We start from the raw sequence: 14,761 nt of genomic DNA on the forward strand, positions 1-14,761 counted from the left end.
CGAAGGTGGCCGGGCCCGGTCATTCGTCGCCGATCGCCCACTCGCGCTCATGACCTCGTTCGTCGAGCAGCGGTCTTCTTCGCCCTCCGCGCACGTACAGCTGCGGTCCCGGGGTCCGTCGATGCGGCGTCCAAGACCTGGGAGGCGAACGTGAGCCGAGCTCGGGCGTCCGCGCCGTCGAGGTCGTCGGTCCACATCAAGGTGTCGTTCGGACCGCCGCCCCTCGTCCCATGGACCGATGCCGTTCTTCGCGACCGCTCCTTCTTGCGCTCCCGCTTCCACGCACAGTCGGGGAGGTCGAGCATGTCGGCGTGCTCCCCGAAGATCGTACGGCTGTCCTTCATGGCCACGGTGAAGTCAGGACGGACGACACGCCCGTCCGCGCCGGTGAGCGGCTCCTCGCAGAGCCACCGTCCCGGTGCCGGGCGGTCGAGGAGGCCCGCGATGACGACCTCGTTCTTCGAAGCCATCGGCGTGCCGTCGGCGGACAGGCGCATCAACCTGCGGTCGTACCGAATTCCGAGCCCTGCGACTTGTGCACCGTGACGGCCCACGCCGGCTCCAGCAGGGCATCGTGCTTGTCCGGGGGCCAGTAGCTGTACTCGTGGCCGGGCTGCGAGCAAGCGAGTCGTCGAAGGTGATGGATTGATCAGTATCGAATCTCGACGAGGCGCCCTTCTGCATCCGGCTCGGACACCTCAGGGACCCGATTTGCTGTCCCCAGCGCGATCCGGTTCGCCGACCAGGCCGCGGCAGCGGCGTCGAGTACGTCGTCCACGGCAATGCGGTCCGCCTCGCCGAGCTCGTCCGGGAGCACGAGGCCGGCCGCGGCCAGCAGCGAGCGGCGCAGGTTCTGGCCGCGCCAGGTCTTCTTGGCGTAAGGCAGCGGCACTCCGTCGGCCAAAGCGTAGAAGGACACCTCGGGGTGCACCTCGTGGATCCGCTCATCGGCGAGCCAACACGCCCGCGCCTCAAGCAGCTTCGGTCTCAACGCCCACGCCTGCCGGCTCAGCCGATTGCCGGTGAGCTCCTGGCATCGGCCGGCGGCCGCCCTGTAGTGCTGCTCCTCCCACGCCACCCTCGGCGCTGCGGGGAAAACACTGCTGCGCCGCACCCCGAGCAGCGCCCTGGCCGCGAGATCGGCGGCACGCCAGCCCTTCTCGACCAGGCCCAACGGCATGTCCACCGCGACCGCGTCCACCTCGGCGGCACGCTCGATCAGCTTCTCGAGCCGGAGATCCACCAGGCTGCCCGCGCACGCGCCGTCCGTGAGCCTGATCCCGACCCACCCCTGCTTGCCGCAGGCGTCGACCCCAAGAACGTCCATCCCACCCCACCCCCTCGCGCGCAGGCCCGAGCCGCAACGTAGCAGCACCCACGGTCCCAGAAACCGCCGCTCACAGCCGTTCCCACGTCCCGAGCCCGCCCCCGCAGCACATCACGCGTGCAAGGCCATCGGAGACCTCCGCTACCACGCGTGGGGCAGAGCCTTCCGCCAGGGCCCGGGAAGAGACGCCGCGCAGCGCTACTCGGTGCTGCGGTGGACGTTGGCGGAAGGCGTCCCGCCGCGGAGCTCGTTCAGGAACCTGTCGAAGTTCCCTTCCGACCAGTGCTCGACGATCTGGCCGTGTTTCACGCGGTCGATGGAGATGCCGCTGAGGTGGACCTCGTGGCCGGAGGCGGGGATGCCGAAGATCGTACCGGTGTGGACGCCTCCGAAGCTCCAGCGCGTGACGGCCTTGTCGCCTTCCACGATCTGGTCCTGGACGGTCATCTTGTAGTCGCTGATCCCCGCCTTGATGGCGAGGTCGGCCTGGACCCAGTCCTCGCGCTTCGCGGGTCCGTCGAACCCGTGGAGTACCAGGTCCTTCGAGATGTAGCGATCGAAGCCGGCGGCCAGGTCGCCGTTGTAGCTGGCGTAGAACGCCGAGGAGACCTGCCGCGGCGACAGAGAGTGGTGGCGCGCGTGGGCGGACGCGGCGCCGTGCGAGCCCTGACTCTGTGCCGCCGCCGGGATGGCCATGCCGGTCAGCGTGGCGGCGACGGCGAGGCCCGTTATGGCGCCGATGACCTTCCTGCGCTGTTTGGGGGCGGAGGTGGCGGTGGGGGCGGATGCGGCCTTGCGGATCTTCCTTGGGATCACGGGACACTCCTGATAGTTCGCGTCAATTCCTGACATCGAATTCGATGACGCGGCAAGCATGCCCCCGCCGAGCCTCACAAGCGTCACGGTTGGACCCGAAATCGTCTCGACTTCGAGCGGCACTCAAGGCTAGGGGCCGCTTGAGCCGCCGAAGGACTTGGCGCAGCGGCTCGGCAGGACCTCCACGCCGGCGCCCCCGCTGCTGCCCGCGCGTTCGGCGACTCCGTCGCGGCCGGCGGCCGGGCCCGAGAACACCGCGGCGGCCGACCGGTGTTCGGCAAGTCCCCCTCGGACGGGCGCCAGTTCGTCAAGAAGAACGGCGTCTGGAGAGCGGTCCACCCCAAGAGTGGTGCTGCGCAACACCGTCACCGACCCGGACTGCAGTCCCAGCAGCACGAACTGATCGGCCAAGATGCCGGCGCCTCGGCATCCGCGCCCCGCCGCGGACGTAGGGCACGCCGGGTGGCGGCCGCACTCTGCTCTGCCCCAGCGATTCAGCACCGGATCAGGCCCTCTACTGTCGCATCGGCCCACGCTCGCCCCTGTTAGTGAGCCAGGCGAACACCCCCGCGCCGGCGGGTGCGCCCACGAGGGAGGCTGCGAGAAGACCCAGGTCGTGGTCAGCCAGCAGCGGAGACATCCCGCCCGCCGCTATGCCGAAAAACGTGGTGACCGTCATCGTCGCGAGGAGGGCGGCGACGGCGGCGCGCCGACGAGGCGGTCTTGTGCGGTACAGCTCGCTCACGGGCCCGGCCGCGAACATGGCGGGGACGGCGAGGAAAGAGGCGGGTCGGGCAGCCATCCGAACGGCCGGAGCGCCAGGGCGATGGCGCCGCACGCGGCGAGGCCCGCGAGTTCCCACACGATGGTGGTCACCACCAGGTCCCTCGGCCGGCGCGGGACCAGGCTGCTCTCGGTGTTCCTCTCATCGGCCACGCCAAGAGGATTAGTCTTCAGCAGGGCGAATGTTCCCTGGTGGGACACTAGTTGGCATCGCGGCGGCGGCGGGCGAGAAGGATTCCCCCGAGCGTGCTCTCCGCGGAGCTGAGAGTCCTGTGGGTCTCGACGGTGAAGCCGGCCTCGTCGAGCCAGGTGGTCATTTGGCCGTGCTGCCGGCGATGGACGTAGACCTTCATCGGATGGCCGCCGTAGCCCTCTGTCTTCAGCCGTGATTCATCACCGACGTGGAAGCCGAGCAGCAGTGGGCCGCCGGGCCTCAGCACTCGCCGGAAGTGGGTGAGGACCAGGCCGATCTCGTCGTCGGGGACGTGGATCAGCGAGTACCAGGCGACCAGGCCGGCCAGCGAGGCGTCGGCCAGGTGGAGGTCCGTCATGGAACCGACCTCGAACCGCAGGCCGGGGTGGTCTCGCCGAGCCACCTCGATCATGCCGGGGGACAGATCGATCCCGAACGCGTCCACGTCCATCTTGGACAAGTGGGCCGTGATCCGCCCCGGACCGCAGCCCACGTCCGCCACCGGCCCGCCGCCGACGGCGTGCACCCGCTCGGTGAACAGCGCCAGTACCGCGCGTTCCTCCTGTGTGCTGTCCAGGAGGTTTCGCGTCTGGTCCGCGTAGCTCTCGGCGACGGTGTCGTAGGACGTCCGGGTGTCCGCCAACCAGCCTTCACGGCTCACGCTGATTCCCACGCCCGCAGGCTACCCACCCGCAGGGTTCCGGGTGGAACGGTTCGGACGACTTCGGAGCTGTGCCGGGGACGGGCACGCCGGAACCCGGGGCCGGACGTGGCGGGGCCCGGGAGTCGTATCCAGCTCCCGGGTCCCTGGGGATGCCACCCTCGTGCGCACGCCGATGGCGTTTAAGAGTGCGGATCAGTTGTCAGGCCGTCGTGTTCTTCCTTTGAACTACCGCACCGTGGAAAGGTGCAGGCGAGAGTCGAACTCGCATCCGGCGGCGGTCGTCCGTACTCGGTCGATCCGGCGATCGGTGGCGGATGCTGAAGCTGGAGCGAGAGTCTGAGTCTGACGGCGGCTGCCTCTACCGGTTGGGCTACCCCGGCCCGTACGTGGGTGTGCTGTGCCGGGGGGAGGATTCGAACCTCCACTGTCACCGCTGACTTCAGGCTGAACCTCAGTTTCAGCTTGCGCTCGGGGCGCGGGCCGGTCCTCAGGCCGGCCTCTGCCCGGTGCGCACCCCCGCGCTCGCACACGGGGGCGATTCAGAAGCTACCTTGCTCCGGCCTCAGCCGAACAGGTAGCCGAACACCGCGTCGCCGACCCGCTGGTCGGTGACCTCGGCGCCATTGGCCTCCTCGCGGGCGAACTTGACCGCCTGCTGGAGCTTCTCGACCCGTTCCAGCAGTTCGTTCACCCGCCTCGCGGGGAGTGCTCCGGAGAACTTCACCGTGGTCCAGTAACCGATGGCCACGTCCTCGTAGTACACCTCGACCTGCGCCGGGTGCTTCTCGGTCGCCTCGGCCTTCACGTGGTTGCGCGGGACCTTCTTCGTGCGGATCGTGCGGACCGGGTCCGTCTTCCACCAGTCCGTCGACGGGTCGAGCGACCAGGACTCGGCCGCGTCAAGGACGGGGAGCTTCTTGACGAAGGTGTGCAGGTCCGTGAGCTGCTTCTCCAGGAACAGCAGGTAGCTGACCGGGACTTCGGCGACGACGGTCCTGCCGTCGACGGTCACGTCCGCGCGGGCCGCGCAGTTCGCCCAGTCCTTCGTGGCGGTCACGTCGAACAGGCGCGTCAGCGACGCGGACATCTCCCGCAGGATCTCCTCGGCCTTGACCTGGACCCGGGTCGACTCGGGCGGCAGCTGCTCGCCCTCCTCGTCCTTGGGCTGGTACGTCCGCGAGATGCCGGCCAGCAGCGCGGGCTTCTGCACCTTGTGGTGGGCCGCGGTGATGTCCTGGAGCGACTTGCTCTTGACACCCTTTTCCACGGCGATGATCTGATTGAGCTTCGCCACGTCTCCCCCTTCGAACAGCAGCAACATAGCCCGGCAGGGGGTCTCGTCTCGCTTCATTTTTCGCTGGTCGCCGTCGCGGACGTGGCGGGGCTCACACTCGTCGCGCCCTTGGCGTGAGCTGCCGCACATCGGGCCGGAGCTTCTCGCTCAAGTCGGCGGCTGCGCACGCGCGTTGCGGGTATTCGTACACCCGTCCTGTTTGGGACCCATATCTATTTCCATGGTTTTTCGGGCCTTCGCCCCTTTCACTCGTGATGGTCCGCCATACGCCACTTCGCGCCACAGGAAGCTGTACGGATATGTCCTATTCGCCCGAGATGCCAGAAGTCCCCCTCGCTCCCCACGCGGTTACCGCCGCCGAGGTAGTCCCCGGCGACCTGGTCGCCCTCTCGCCGCAGGACGTGGAGCGGCAGCGGTGGTGTGTCGTGATGCACACGCTGCCCGAGACGCCCGAGACGATTCGCATGACCCTGCGGCCGCCGCTCGGGGGCGTGGACCGGGAGGAGGTTCTGGACCGGGGGCAACAGGTGGTCGTCGCCTCCCGGCGGGTGGACGTGGAGGGCGTTCCGTCCGTGTCGTCGCCGCGCCTCGACGAGGTCGTGTTCCGGGACGGGGACCGGGTGAGCCGGCTGCGGGCGGTGGATCCGCAGGGCGTCGAGGAGACGTACGTACGCCGGTGGGGCGTATGGCACCGGGATCTCGACTCCGGCAGCGGTGAGACCGTCTCCGACGCCGAGGTGCGGGGGTGGGCCGCCGGCGCCGATCGGGAGGGGTACGTCGTACGGCATCACGCGCGGCCGACACGCGAGCCCTCGGGGGCCGGGCCGCGGCGGGTGGTCGTGACCGGCCTCGGGGCGCTCACGCCGCTCGGTGTCGGGGTGGGCGAGCTGTGGCGGGGGCTGCTCGACGGACGGCACGGGATAAGGGAGTTGACCGGGGAGGAGTTCGCGGAGCTGCCGGTGCGGGTGGCAGGGGTCGTGCCCGTGGACCCCGCCGGGCTGCTGCCCCGCGCGGCCGCCCGGCGGATGAACCGGGCCGCCCAGTTCGCCGTGCTCGCGGCCCGGGAGGCGTGGGCCGACGCCGGGTTCGCCGACGGCGGGACCCGGGAGAGCGGACTCGATCCCGAACGGGTCGGGGTCAGCCTCGGCGCCATCCTCGGGGACGCCTCGGTGCTGGTCGGCGGGGACCGCCGGCTGCGGGACAAGGGGCCCCGCGGAGTGTCCCCGCTCACCACACCCATGACCGTGCCCTCACAGGCCTCCTCACAGGTCTCGCTCGACCTGCACATCACCGGTGAGGCCCGGACCGTGACCAGCGCCTGCGCCTCCGGGACCGAGGCGATCGGGCAGGCCATCGACCGCATACGGTACGGCCGTGTCGACGTCGCCCTCGCGGGCGGCGCCGAGGCGGTCGTCACGCCGGCGATCATGGCTTCGTTCGCCGCGATGCGGGCTCTGTCCGACCACGGTCTCGAGGACGGCACCTCGCCGTCGCGGCCCTTCGCCAAGGACCGGGACGGGTTCGTCAACGGGGAAGGGGCCGGGCTGCTCGTGCTGGAGGCCGAGGAACACGCCCGGGCCCGCGGTGCCCGGATCTACTGCGAGGCCGCCGGGTGGGGGCTGTCCGCCGACGCGCACCACATGGCCGCGCCCGACCCGTCGGGGAGCGGGGTCGCGCTGGCGCTGCGGCGGGCGCTGCGGGACGCGGGCGGGCACGTCGTCGACGTCGTGCACGTCAACGCGCACGCCACCGCCACCGTGGAGGGGGATCTGGCCGAGGCCGGTGCGCTGCGGGCCGTGCTCGGGCGGCGCGGGGTGCCGGTGACCGCGCTCAAGGGGCACCTCGGGCACCTTCAGGGGGCCGCCGGCGGGGTCGAGGCGGTCGCGGCGGCGCTCACCCTGCATCACGGGCTGGTGCCGCCGACCGTGGGGTGCGCCGAGGTCGACGAGGAGATCGCGCTAGACGTGGTGACGGGGGCGGCGCGCAAGCTGCCCGGGAACGGGGATCTCGTGCTGAGCAACTCGTTCGGGTTCGGCGGGCACAACGCGGTGCTGGCGCTGCGGCGCGTCCGGTAGCACGTCCCGCACGCGCGGGACGGAGGGGCCGGGGGCCGGCCGGGCGCGCCCCCGCCCGCTCAAGCCGTCCGCTTGCGGGCCGCCGTCTTCTTGGCCGGCGTCTTCTTGGCCGCGGTCTTGCCGGAGGCGGACGTCTTCTTCGGTTCCTGGGACCGGGCCGACTTCGCCGCCGTCTTCTTCGCGGACGCGGACTTCTTCGCCGCCGTCTTCTTCGTGGTGGAGGCCGACTTCCGGCCGGCCGGTTCCTTGGGGGTGGCGCGGGCCGTCTTGCGGCGCGGGAGGTGCCGGACCTCGGCCTTCTCCCCCTCCTCCGCACCCGCCTCCTCCGGGGCCTGCTCCACCTCCTCCCCACGGGACTCCCGGGCGGCGCGGACGCTGCTCTCCAGGGCGGCCATCAGGTCGAGGACCTTGCCGCCGCGGGCGGGTTCGGGGGCCTCGGGGATCGCCTCGCCGGAGACCTTGGCCGCGATGACCTCCTCCAGCGCCTCGCGGTACTCGTCGTGCAGGTCCTCCAGGTCCACCTCGCCCAGGGTGTCCATCAGTGCGTCCGCCAGGTCCAGCTCCTTGTCGCGGACGGTGACGTCGGTGTCCGGGGCCACTCCCTCGGGGGCGCGGATCTCGTCGGGCCAGAGCAGCCCGTGCATGGCGATGACGTCGTCCACCACGCGCAGCATCCCCAGGCGCTCGCGGCCACGCAGGGCGAACTTGGCGATGGCGACCTTCCGGCTGCGCTTGAGGGCCTCGCGCAGCAGGGTGTACGGCTTGGCGGCGGGGGCTCCGCTCGCGGCCAGGTAGTACGCGTTCTCCATCTGGAGCGGGTCGATCCGGTCGGCCGGGACGAAGGCCACGATGTCGATCGTCCGTGCGGTCGGGAGCGGCAGATGGGCCAGGTCCTCGTCGGTGATGGGGATGATCGTGCCGTCCGCCTCCTCGTAGCCCTTGCCGATCTCCCCCTGGGTGACCTCGCGGTCCTCCAGCTCGCAGACCTTGCGGTAGCGGATGCGGCCGCCGTCCTCGGTGTGGATCTGGCGGAAGGAGACGGTGTGGCTCTCGGTGGCGTTCACCAGTTTGATCGGGATGCTGACCAGGCCGAACGAGATGGCGCCGTTCCAGATGGATCGCACGTGCAGCACCTTCCCCATCGTTTCGGGCATCGCTTGAAAACGGTTCGTCACGATTTCGTGGTTTTCTTATCGTATGGCGCCGATCACAGAGGTGGAGGGGCGACGGCTCGCGCTCAGCAACCTGGACAAGGTGCTGTATCCGGCGACCGGGACCACCAAGGGCGAGGTGCTGCACTACTACGCGACGGTCGCCGGTGTCCTGCTCCCCCATCTGCGGGACCGGCCGCTGTCCTTCCTGCGGTATCCGGACGGCCCGGACGGCGAGGTGTTCTTCGTCAAGAACGTGCCCGCGGGTACGCCCGAGTGGGTCACCACCGCCGAGGTGCCCCGCTCGGAGGGCCCGACCCGGATGGTGCTGGTGCAGGACCTGCCCAGTCTGATGTGGGCGGCCAATCTGGTGACCGAGTTCCACACGCCGCAGTGGGTGATCCAGGCGCCCGGGCAGGCCGACCGGCTGGTGTTCGATCTCGACCCCGGGCCGCCGGCGGACGTGATGGACTGCTGCCGGGTGGCGCTGTGGCTGCGGGAGCGGCTGGCCGGGGACGGGATCGAGGCGTACGCCAAGACGTCCGGGTCGAAGGGGCTGCATCTGCTGGCCGCGGTGCGGGAGGCGTCGAGCGAGCGGACGTCGGAGTACGCCAAGGGGCTGGCCGTGGAGGCGGAGCAGGCGATGCCGCGGCTGGTGCTGCACCGGATGACCCGCAGTCTGCGGCCCGGCAAGGTGTTCGTCGACTGGAGCCAGAACGCCGCGCGGAAGACGACGGCGGCCCCCTACACCCTGCGGGCGCGGGCCGAGCCGCTGGTCTCGGCGCCGGTCACCTGGGAGGAGGTCGAGGCGTGCCGGGCGCCCCGGGAGCTGGAGTTCCGGGCCGACGACATCGCGCCCCGGGTGGGGGACCACGGGGACCTGCTGGCTCCGCTGCTGGACGGCGGGCGTGCCCGTCCGCTGCCCTGAAGGCTGCTGAAGGCCGCTCCTGTCGGCGGCAGAAGACTGCTGAAGGTCGTTCCTGACAGCAACTGAAGGCCGCCGGCGGTGCCGCCCGGGGCTCGGTCAGACCTTTCCCCAGGTCCGCCGGTCGCGGGCCATGGCGTGCAGGCCCTCCACGTCCGCCGGTTTGAGGACGCCGCCCAGGCGGGCCAGGCCGGGCAGTTCCGTGTCCCGCAGGACGCGGACGTCGCGGGGCGGGGCGGTGACGCGCAGGTCGGCGGGGCCGGTGAGGGCCAGGAGGGCGTGGACCTCGGCGGTGAGGGCGTAGGAGGCGCGGTCGGCCTCGGCGCGGATGCGGCGCAGCAGTGGCTCCGGATCGCGGCGGCCCAGTGTGACCATGGGGTCGGCGACCTGGACCCGCTGCTTGCGGGCGTTCAGGGTGTGGACGGCGAAGAGGCCGCCGGGGCCGATCGCCAGGTGGTGGATGCGGCCGCCGCCGGGCAGCGGGATCGAGTGCAGGGTGTGCCAGCCGGCGCCGTCCAGGCGGTCCAGGGCCTCGCCGACCGTCTGCTCGGCGGCGAGCGCCCGGAGGCGCGGGTCCGGGCGGAGGCGGTGCGCGGGGCCCGGGTCCCGGTCGAGGGCGATCAGCAGCGCCTCGCCGGGGCGGTTGGGCGCGAGGTCGTCGTCGGGATGCAGGCTCAGCCGCGCAAGCTCGGCCGGGTTGGGCACCGGGGGCGGGCCCACCGTGACCGGGCCGGTCAGGAAGGGGCCGAGAGCCTCCAGTACGTCGTCGCGGTGGCTCTCGCCGAGCAGGTTGACCCGGGCGGCCTCACGGTCGTACCAGGCGACGTTGCTGCCGTCGGCGCGGCAGACGTACAGCCGTTCCTGTCCGTGGCGCCAGGTCGGTATGACGCGCAGTCCACTCATGCACCATCACCCCACGACCATGGGAACAGGCGGGGTGCTCCAGGGGCAAGAACCCGGCTACCTTTGAGAGCGGTTGGGAGGGCATCTGGGAGGCGTCGTTGCGGACCCGAGGGAAGCAACCCGACGTACCGGCTCCGGGCAGTCCGTGGAGCGAGATCGTGCCCGGCCTGTGGATGGGCGGACACGAGTTCGAGGGGCGCTCCGGGGCACGGGAGTTCGCCGTCGTGCGGGACGAGTTCGATCTGGTGCAGACCCTGCTCAGGCTGCCGGGACACGGACCGGATCCGGGGGTCGAGCACCATGTGTGGCCGATCCCGGACGGACCGCTGGACGGTACCCAGCTCGCGGGTGTCATACGGCTGGCGCGGGCCGCCTGCGACGCGCTGGACGACGGCCGCCGGGTCCTGGTCCGCTGCTTCCACGGGTACAACCGCTCGGGTCTGGTCGTCGCGCACGCGCTGATCCGGCGGGGGCGCTCCGCCGACGAGGCGATCCGGCTGGTCCGGGCCCGCCGCTCCCCCTGGGCGCTGCACAACGACCTGTTCGTCGCCTATCTGCGGGCGGGGCTGCCGACGGCCCGATTACTGGAGGAGCTGGCCGAGTAATCGTTTCGTCGGAAGATGCGTAAGGTGTGCCCGGCACCTGATCGGTGTGCGCCCCCGCGCGGGCGGGACCGCCCGGCGCGTGACCGGCTCGCGCTCGGCATGTGCCCGCTACCGCTCGGCGCGGACCCGGCATCGCCCGGCATGTGCCCGGCGCGCAGCACGCACCCGGAGGCCGGCCGCCGACGTCCACCGGGTGAAACCAGAGGAACTTCCCGACCGGAGCGCAGTGTTTTCCAGACGTCCCGCCCTCGTCACCGCCCTCGTCGGCCTGCTGCTGGCCACGGCGGCGGGCTGCGGCGACGCGGGCGGGCTGCGGGGCGCGGGCCCGACGCCCACCGCGGTCAGCCCGGCCCGGCTGTGGCCCTCGCTGACCCCGGCCGCGAGCCCCGCCTGGCCGTACGACGAGCTCCAGATCGAGACGGTGAAGGGCGTCACGGCGCCCGGGGACGACATCCGCGAGGTCGACCCGGTGGCCGTCGTACGTGCCGAGGTCGCCGCGCACCCGGGCGACTACCGCGGCGGCAAGGCGCCCTACCGCGACACGGCCGCCCGGCTGGCGGACTGCGCGGGCGGCCGGGACCGGGCCCGGTGTCCGGTGCTGCGGGCGTACTACCGCGACCTGACCGGCGACGGGCGCGAGGACATGACGCTGGGCTTCCGGCTGTACCCGACCAACCAGACGGCCGTGCGCGTCTACACCTTCGAGGGGCACAGGCTCAAGCAGGTCTTCGCCAACGACGACGCGGTGATAGGCGTGGAGCTGGCCGGCCGGGCGGTGATCATCCGCTCGCCCGCCGGGATCCCGGGGTACGAGTACCGCACGACGTGGTCGTGGGACCCGGAGCAGCGGGCCATGGTGTTCTCGCGCGACGAGTTCCTGCGCACCGGCCGGCCCGCCCGGCACAAGCCCGCGCCCGCGCTCAGCGAGGGGGCCTCGGGCTCCGCCGGGCCGTCCCTGCCGGAGGAGTCCGGCTCGGCGGCTCCCCCGCCCCGTCCGTCGGCCACGCCCTCCGCGAGTCTGCGGTGAGGCTGGTGCTGCCCCGCTGGGCCGGGGCGCTCGCCGTGAAGGCCGCGGCCTTCATCACGGTCATGTCCTGCGGGCTCGCCGCGCTGCTCGGCGTGCTCGTGCACGTCTCGGTGACCGACCAGACCGTCGGCCGGGCGCGGACGCTGGCGCTGTCCCGGCTGCGGGACGCCACCAGCGCCTTCGAGGCCGGGGACACCCTGCCGCCGGGCGCCGGTGTCGATCCCGCGGGCCTGCCCGGGTCGCTGCGGAGGCTCGCCGCGGGCGGTGAACGCGGCACGATGGTCGACCGGCACGACGGGCGGCCGACGATGTGGGCGGCGGGGCCCGCCGACCACGGGCGGGCGCTGGCCGTCGAGGTCGACTACGCGCAGAACGCGCGCACCATCGCGGGCCTGGACCGGGCGATCCTGTGGTCGTCGGGACTGGCGATCGGGGCGACGCTGCTGGTGGGCGCGTTCGCGGTGACCCGGGTGACCCGGCGGCTGCACGCGACGGCCCGGGTCGCCCGGCGGATCAGCGCGGGCGACCTGGACGCGCGGGTGCACGACCCCCGGACGAAGGACCCGACGCGCCCGCAGGACGAGGTGGCCGCGGTCGCCGCCGCGCTGGACTCGATGGCGTCCTCGCTGCAGGGCAAGCTGCTGGCCGAGCAGCGGTTCACCGCTGACGTGGCGCACGAGCTGCGCACCCCGCTGACCGGGCTGCACGCGGCGGCCGAGCTGCTGCCGCCGGGGCGTCCGACGGAGCTGGTGCGCGACCGGGTGGCCGCGCTGCGCACGCTCACCGAGGATCTGCTGGAGATCTCGCGCCTGGACACCGGACGGGAGCGGCTGGACCTGGACACCGAGCGGCTGGGCGCGCTGGCGGAGCGGGTGGTACGTGCCACGGGGGCCGCGGCGGGAGCGGGAGGAGCGGCGGGAGCCGCTGAGGCCGGGGCCCGGACCGGGACGCGCACCGACGCCGGGGCCCGTGCGGGCGCGGACACCGGGTCCGGCGTCACCGTGCGCGTCCTGCGGGACGTGTGCGTGGAGACCGATCGGCGGCGGCTGGAGCGGGTGCTCGGCAATCTGGTGGCCAACGCGCACCGGCACGGACGGCCGCCGGTGGTGCTGACCGTGGACGGGCCGGTCGTGACCGTGCGGGACCACGGGGACGGCTATCCGGCGTACCTCGTGGAGCACGGCCCGCAGCGCTTCCGTACCGAGGGCGGCGCGACGGGGCACGGCCTCGGGCTGACGATCGCGCTGGGCCAGGCGGAGGTGCTGGGCGCCCGCCTGGAGTTCGCCGACGCCCCGGACGGCGGGGCGGTGGCGACCCTGACGCTGCCTCACCGGCCGCCGGGGACCGGGACCTCGGGGACCGGGGACTCGGAGACCGGGGGCGCCGTCCCCGATGGCGCAGTGTGACGGGCGGCCGGACCCCGGCGCTCCTAAGGTGGCGGTGAGCCGGACTCGCCCGTCCCGTGCGGGCCTCGCCACCTCGGGCGGAGGTACCCCATGCCCCTGCGCGGACCGCACCCGGGCACGGGGGCCGGCGCGCCCGAGCCCCACCCCCGGGGGCGCGCCACGCTGGCGCCCACCGCGGTAGCCGGCCGGAAGCGACTTTTGGGTAGGTTCCGGACATGACCAAGGCCGGAACCACCGTGGCCACGGCGGACCCGCCCGCGCCCACCGTCCGCCTCCCCCGGCGCCGCGGCGTCGAACTCTCCCTCATCGTCCTGGCCGTCCTGCTGTCCGTGTACGGCTACTGCGCGGTCGGCCTCGCCCGGTTCGGCACGGTCCCGCCCGGTGCCGCCGGCTACGGCGCCGGGCTCGGCGTGCTGGCGCTGCTCGCGCACGGCGCGGTCCGCCTGCGGGCCCCGTACGCCGACCCGCTCCTGCTGCCCATCGGCGTGCTGCTGAACGGTCTGGGCCTGGTGCTCATCTACCGGCTCGACCTGGAGACACCGGGCGACGAGGCCGCTCCCGTCCAGCTGGTGTGGTCCACGCTGGGCGTGGCGCTGTTCATCCTCGTGGTGCTGATGCTGCGCGACCACCGGTGGCTCCAGCGCTACGCGTACGTCTGCGTGGTCGCCGCGCTCGCGCTGCTCACCCTGCCGATCCTCTTCCCGGCGGTGAACGGCGCCCGCATCTGGATCCGGGTCGGCGGCTTCTCGATCCAGCCGGGCGAGTTCGCGAAGGTGCTGCTGGCGGTGTTCTTCGCCGCGTACCTGGCCGCCAACCGCAGCGCGCTGGCCTTCGCGGGCCGCCGCGTGGGGCCGCTGCAACTGCCCACCGGGCGCGTGCTCGGCCCGGTCCTGGCGATCTGGCTGCTGAGCGTCGTCGTCCTGGTCCTGGAGCGGGACCTCGGCACCTCGCTGCTGTTCTTCGGCCTGTTCGTCGTCCTGCTCTACGTCGCCACCGGCCGCACCGGCTGGATCGCGCTGGGGCTGCTGCTGGCCGTGGCGGGGGCGGTCGCCGTCGGCCGGCTGGAGCCGCATGTGCACAGCCGTGTCCAGGACTGGCTGCACCCCTTCGCCTCCATCGAGGCGGGCGTGGGCCCCAACCAGGTGACCCAGTCGCTGTTCTCCTTCGCGGCGGGCGGGCTGCTCGGCACCGGGCTCGGCCTCGGCCACTCGGTCCTCATCGGCTTCGCGACCAAGTCGGACTTCATCCTGGCCACCGCGGGCGAGGAGCTGGGCCTGGCGGGGCTGTCCGGGCTCTTCCTGCTGTACGGGCTGCTCGTGGAGCGCGGCTTCCGGGCGGGCCTCGCCCTGCGCGATCCCTTCGGCCGGCTGCTCGCGGTCGGGCTCGCCTCGATCGTGGCGCTGCAGGTGTTCGTGATCGCCGGCGGGGTGACGGGGCTGATCCCGCTGACCGGCATGGCGATGCCGTTCCTGGCGCAGGGCGGCTCGTCGGTCGTCACCAACTGGGCGATCGTGGCGCTGCTGATCCGGGTGAGCCATGTGGCGCGCCGCCAGTACGACGGTCGGGTCGCCCCGTGAACCGCGAGGAGGGCG

At 72.5% G+C, this 14,761-nt stretch carries 15 protein-coding genes; 6 read left to right on the top strand and 9 right to left on the bottom strand.

Annotated elements, in window-relative coordinates; all coding sequences use genetic code 11:
- Window positions 1–47: 47 nt before the first annotated feature.
- The 7 genes from ACIQ9G_RS10860 to ACIQ9G_RS10890 form a co-directional block, all read right to left on the bottom strand.
- A complete protein-coding gene (locus ACIQ9G_RS10860; RefSeq protein ID WP_403608171.1) occupies window positions 48–497 on the bottom strand; it encodes a hypothetical protein in 450 nt (149 codons plus the stop codon).
- Between the two features lie 152 nt (window positions 498–649).
- On the bottom strand, window positions 650–1,327 hold the full coding sequence (locus ACIQ9G_RS10865; RefSeq protein ID WP_403608172.1) for a DUF429 domain-containing protein: 678 nt from the start codon (window positions 1,325–1,327) through the stop codon (window positions 650–652).
- Window positions 1,328–1,525: 198 nt separating this feature from the next.
- Complete coding sequence (locus ACIQ9G_RS10870) at window positions 1,526–2,143, bottom strand: ester cyclase (RefSeq protein WP_403608173.1); 618 nt, start codon at window positions 2,141–2,143, stop codon at window positions 1,526–1,528.
- Between the two features lie 129 nt (window positions 2,144–2,272).
- Window positions 2,273–2,554: a hypothetical protein gene (locus tag ACIQ9G_RS10875; RefSeq protein WP_403608174.1), complete on the bottom strand. Its 282-nt coding sequence runs from the start codon at window positions 2,552–2,554 to the stop codon at window positions 2,273–2,275.
- Between the two features lie 330 nt (window positions 2,555–2,884).
- A complete protein-coding gene (locus ACIQ9G_RS10880) occupies window positions 2,885–3,079 on the bottom strand; it encodes a hypothetical protein (RefSeq protein WP_403608175.1) in 195 nt (64 codons plus the stop codon).
- Between the two features lie 47 nt (window positions 3,080–3,126).
- On the bottom strand, window positions 3,127–3,780 hold the full coding sequence (locus ACIQ9G_RS10885) for a class I SAM-dependent methyltransferase (protein WP_403608799.1): 654 nt from the start codon (window positions 3,778–3,780) through the stop codon (window positions 3,127–3,129).
- A gap of 565 nt (window positions 3,781–4,345) precedes the next feature.
- A complete protein-coding gene (locus ACIQ9G_RS10890; RefSeq protein ID WP_403608176.1) occupies window positions 4,346–5,077 on the bottom strand; it encodes a hypothetical protein in 732 nt (243 codons plus the stop codon).
- Window positions 5,078–5,394: 317 nt separating this feature from the next.
- Here ACIQ9G_RS10890 and ACIQ9G_RS10895 point away from each other — a divergent pair, with 317 nt between their 5' ends.
- Window positions 5,395–7,152, top strand: a complete 1,758-nt coding sequence (locus ACIQ9G_RS10895; RefSeq protein ID WP_403608177.1) for a beta-ketoacyl-[acyl-carrier-protein] synthase family protein — start codon at window positions 5,395–5,397, stop codon at window positions 7,150–7,152.
- Between the two features lie 59 nt (window positions 7,153–7,211).
- Here the strand turns inward: ACIQ9G_RS10895 and ACIQ9G_RS10900 are convergent, their stop codons facing one another.
- Window positions 7,212–8,276 (bottom strand): Ku protein, encoded by a 1,065-nt coding sequence (locus tag ACIQ9G_RS10900; RefSeq protein ID WP_403608178.1) that lies wholly within the window; start codon window positions 8,274–8,276, stop codon window positions 7,212–7,214.
- A gap of 73 nt (window positions 8,277–8,349) precedes the next feature.
- Between ACIQ9G_RS10900 and ligD the strand changes: the two genes are divergently transcribed.
- Complete coding sequence (gene ligD / locus ACIQ9G_RS10905) at window positions 8,350–9,231, top strand: non-homologous end-joining DNA ligase (protein WP_403608179.1); 882 nt, start codon at window positions 8,350–8,352, stop codon at window positions 9,229–9,231.
- A gap of 96 nt (window positions 9,232–9,327) precedes the next feature.
- Here ligD and ACIQ9G_RS10910 read toward each other — a convergent pair whose 3' ends face one another.
- Window positions 9,328–10,131 carry a nuclease-related domain-containing protein gene (locus ACIQ9G_RS10910; RefSeq protein WP_403608180.1) on the bottom strand — a complete coding sequence of 268 codons (804 nt, stop codon included), beginning with the start codon at window positions 10,129–10,131 and terminating at the stop codon, window positions 9,328–9,330.
- Window positions 10,132–10,229: 98 nt separating this feature from the next.
- Between ACIQ9G_RS10910 and ACIQ9G_RS10915 the strand changes: the two genes are divergently transcribed.
- The 4 genes from ACIQ9G_RS10915 to ACIQ9G_RS10930 all read left to right on the top strand — a co-directional run bounded on the left by ACIQ9G_RS10915 (window position 10,230) and on the right by ACIQ9G_RS10930 (window position 14,746).
- Complete coding sequence (locus ACIQ9G_RS10915; protein ID WP_403608181.1) at window positions 10,230–10,736, top strand: dual specificity protein phosphatase family protein; 507 nt, start codon at window positions 10,230–10,232, stop codon at window positions 10,734–10,736.
- 226 nt (window positions 10,737–10,962) lie between these two features.
- Window positions 10,963–11,763: a hypothetical protein gene (locus ACIQ9G_RS10920; protein ID WP_403608182.1), complete on the top strand. Its 801-nt coding sequence runs from the start codon at window positions 10,963–10,965 to the stop codon at window positions 11,761–11,763.
- A complete protein-coding gene (locus tag ACIQ9G_RS10925) occupies window positions 11,760–13,169 on the top strand; it encodes an ATP-binding protein (RefSeq protein WP_403608183.1) in 1,410 nt (469 codons plus the stop codon). The genes ACIQ9G_RS10920 and ACIQ9G_RS10925 overlap by 4 nt, the downstream gene beginning before the upstream one ends.
- A 215-nt stretch (window positions 13,170–13,384) precedes the next feature.
- Complete coding sequence (locus tag ACIQ9G_RS10930) at window positions 13,385–14,746, top strand: FtsW/RodA/SpoVE family cell cycle protein (protein ID WP_403608184.1); 1,362 nt, start codon at window positions 13,385–13,387, stop codon at window positions 14,744–14,746.
- The last annotated feature ends 15 nt before the right edge of the window (window positions 14,747–14,761 follow it).

Source organism: Streptomyces sp. NPDC096152 (genome assembly GCF_044763235.1).
GTDB lineage: Bacteria > Actinomycetota > Actinomycetes > Streptomycetales > Streptomycetaceae > Streptomyces.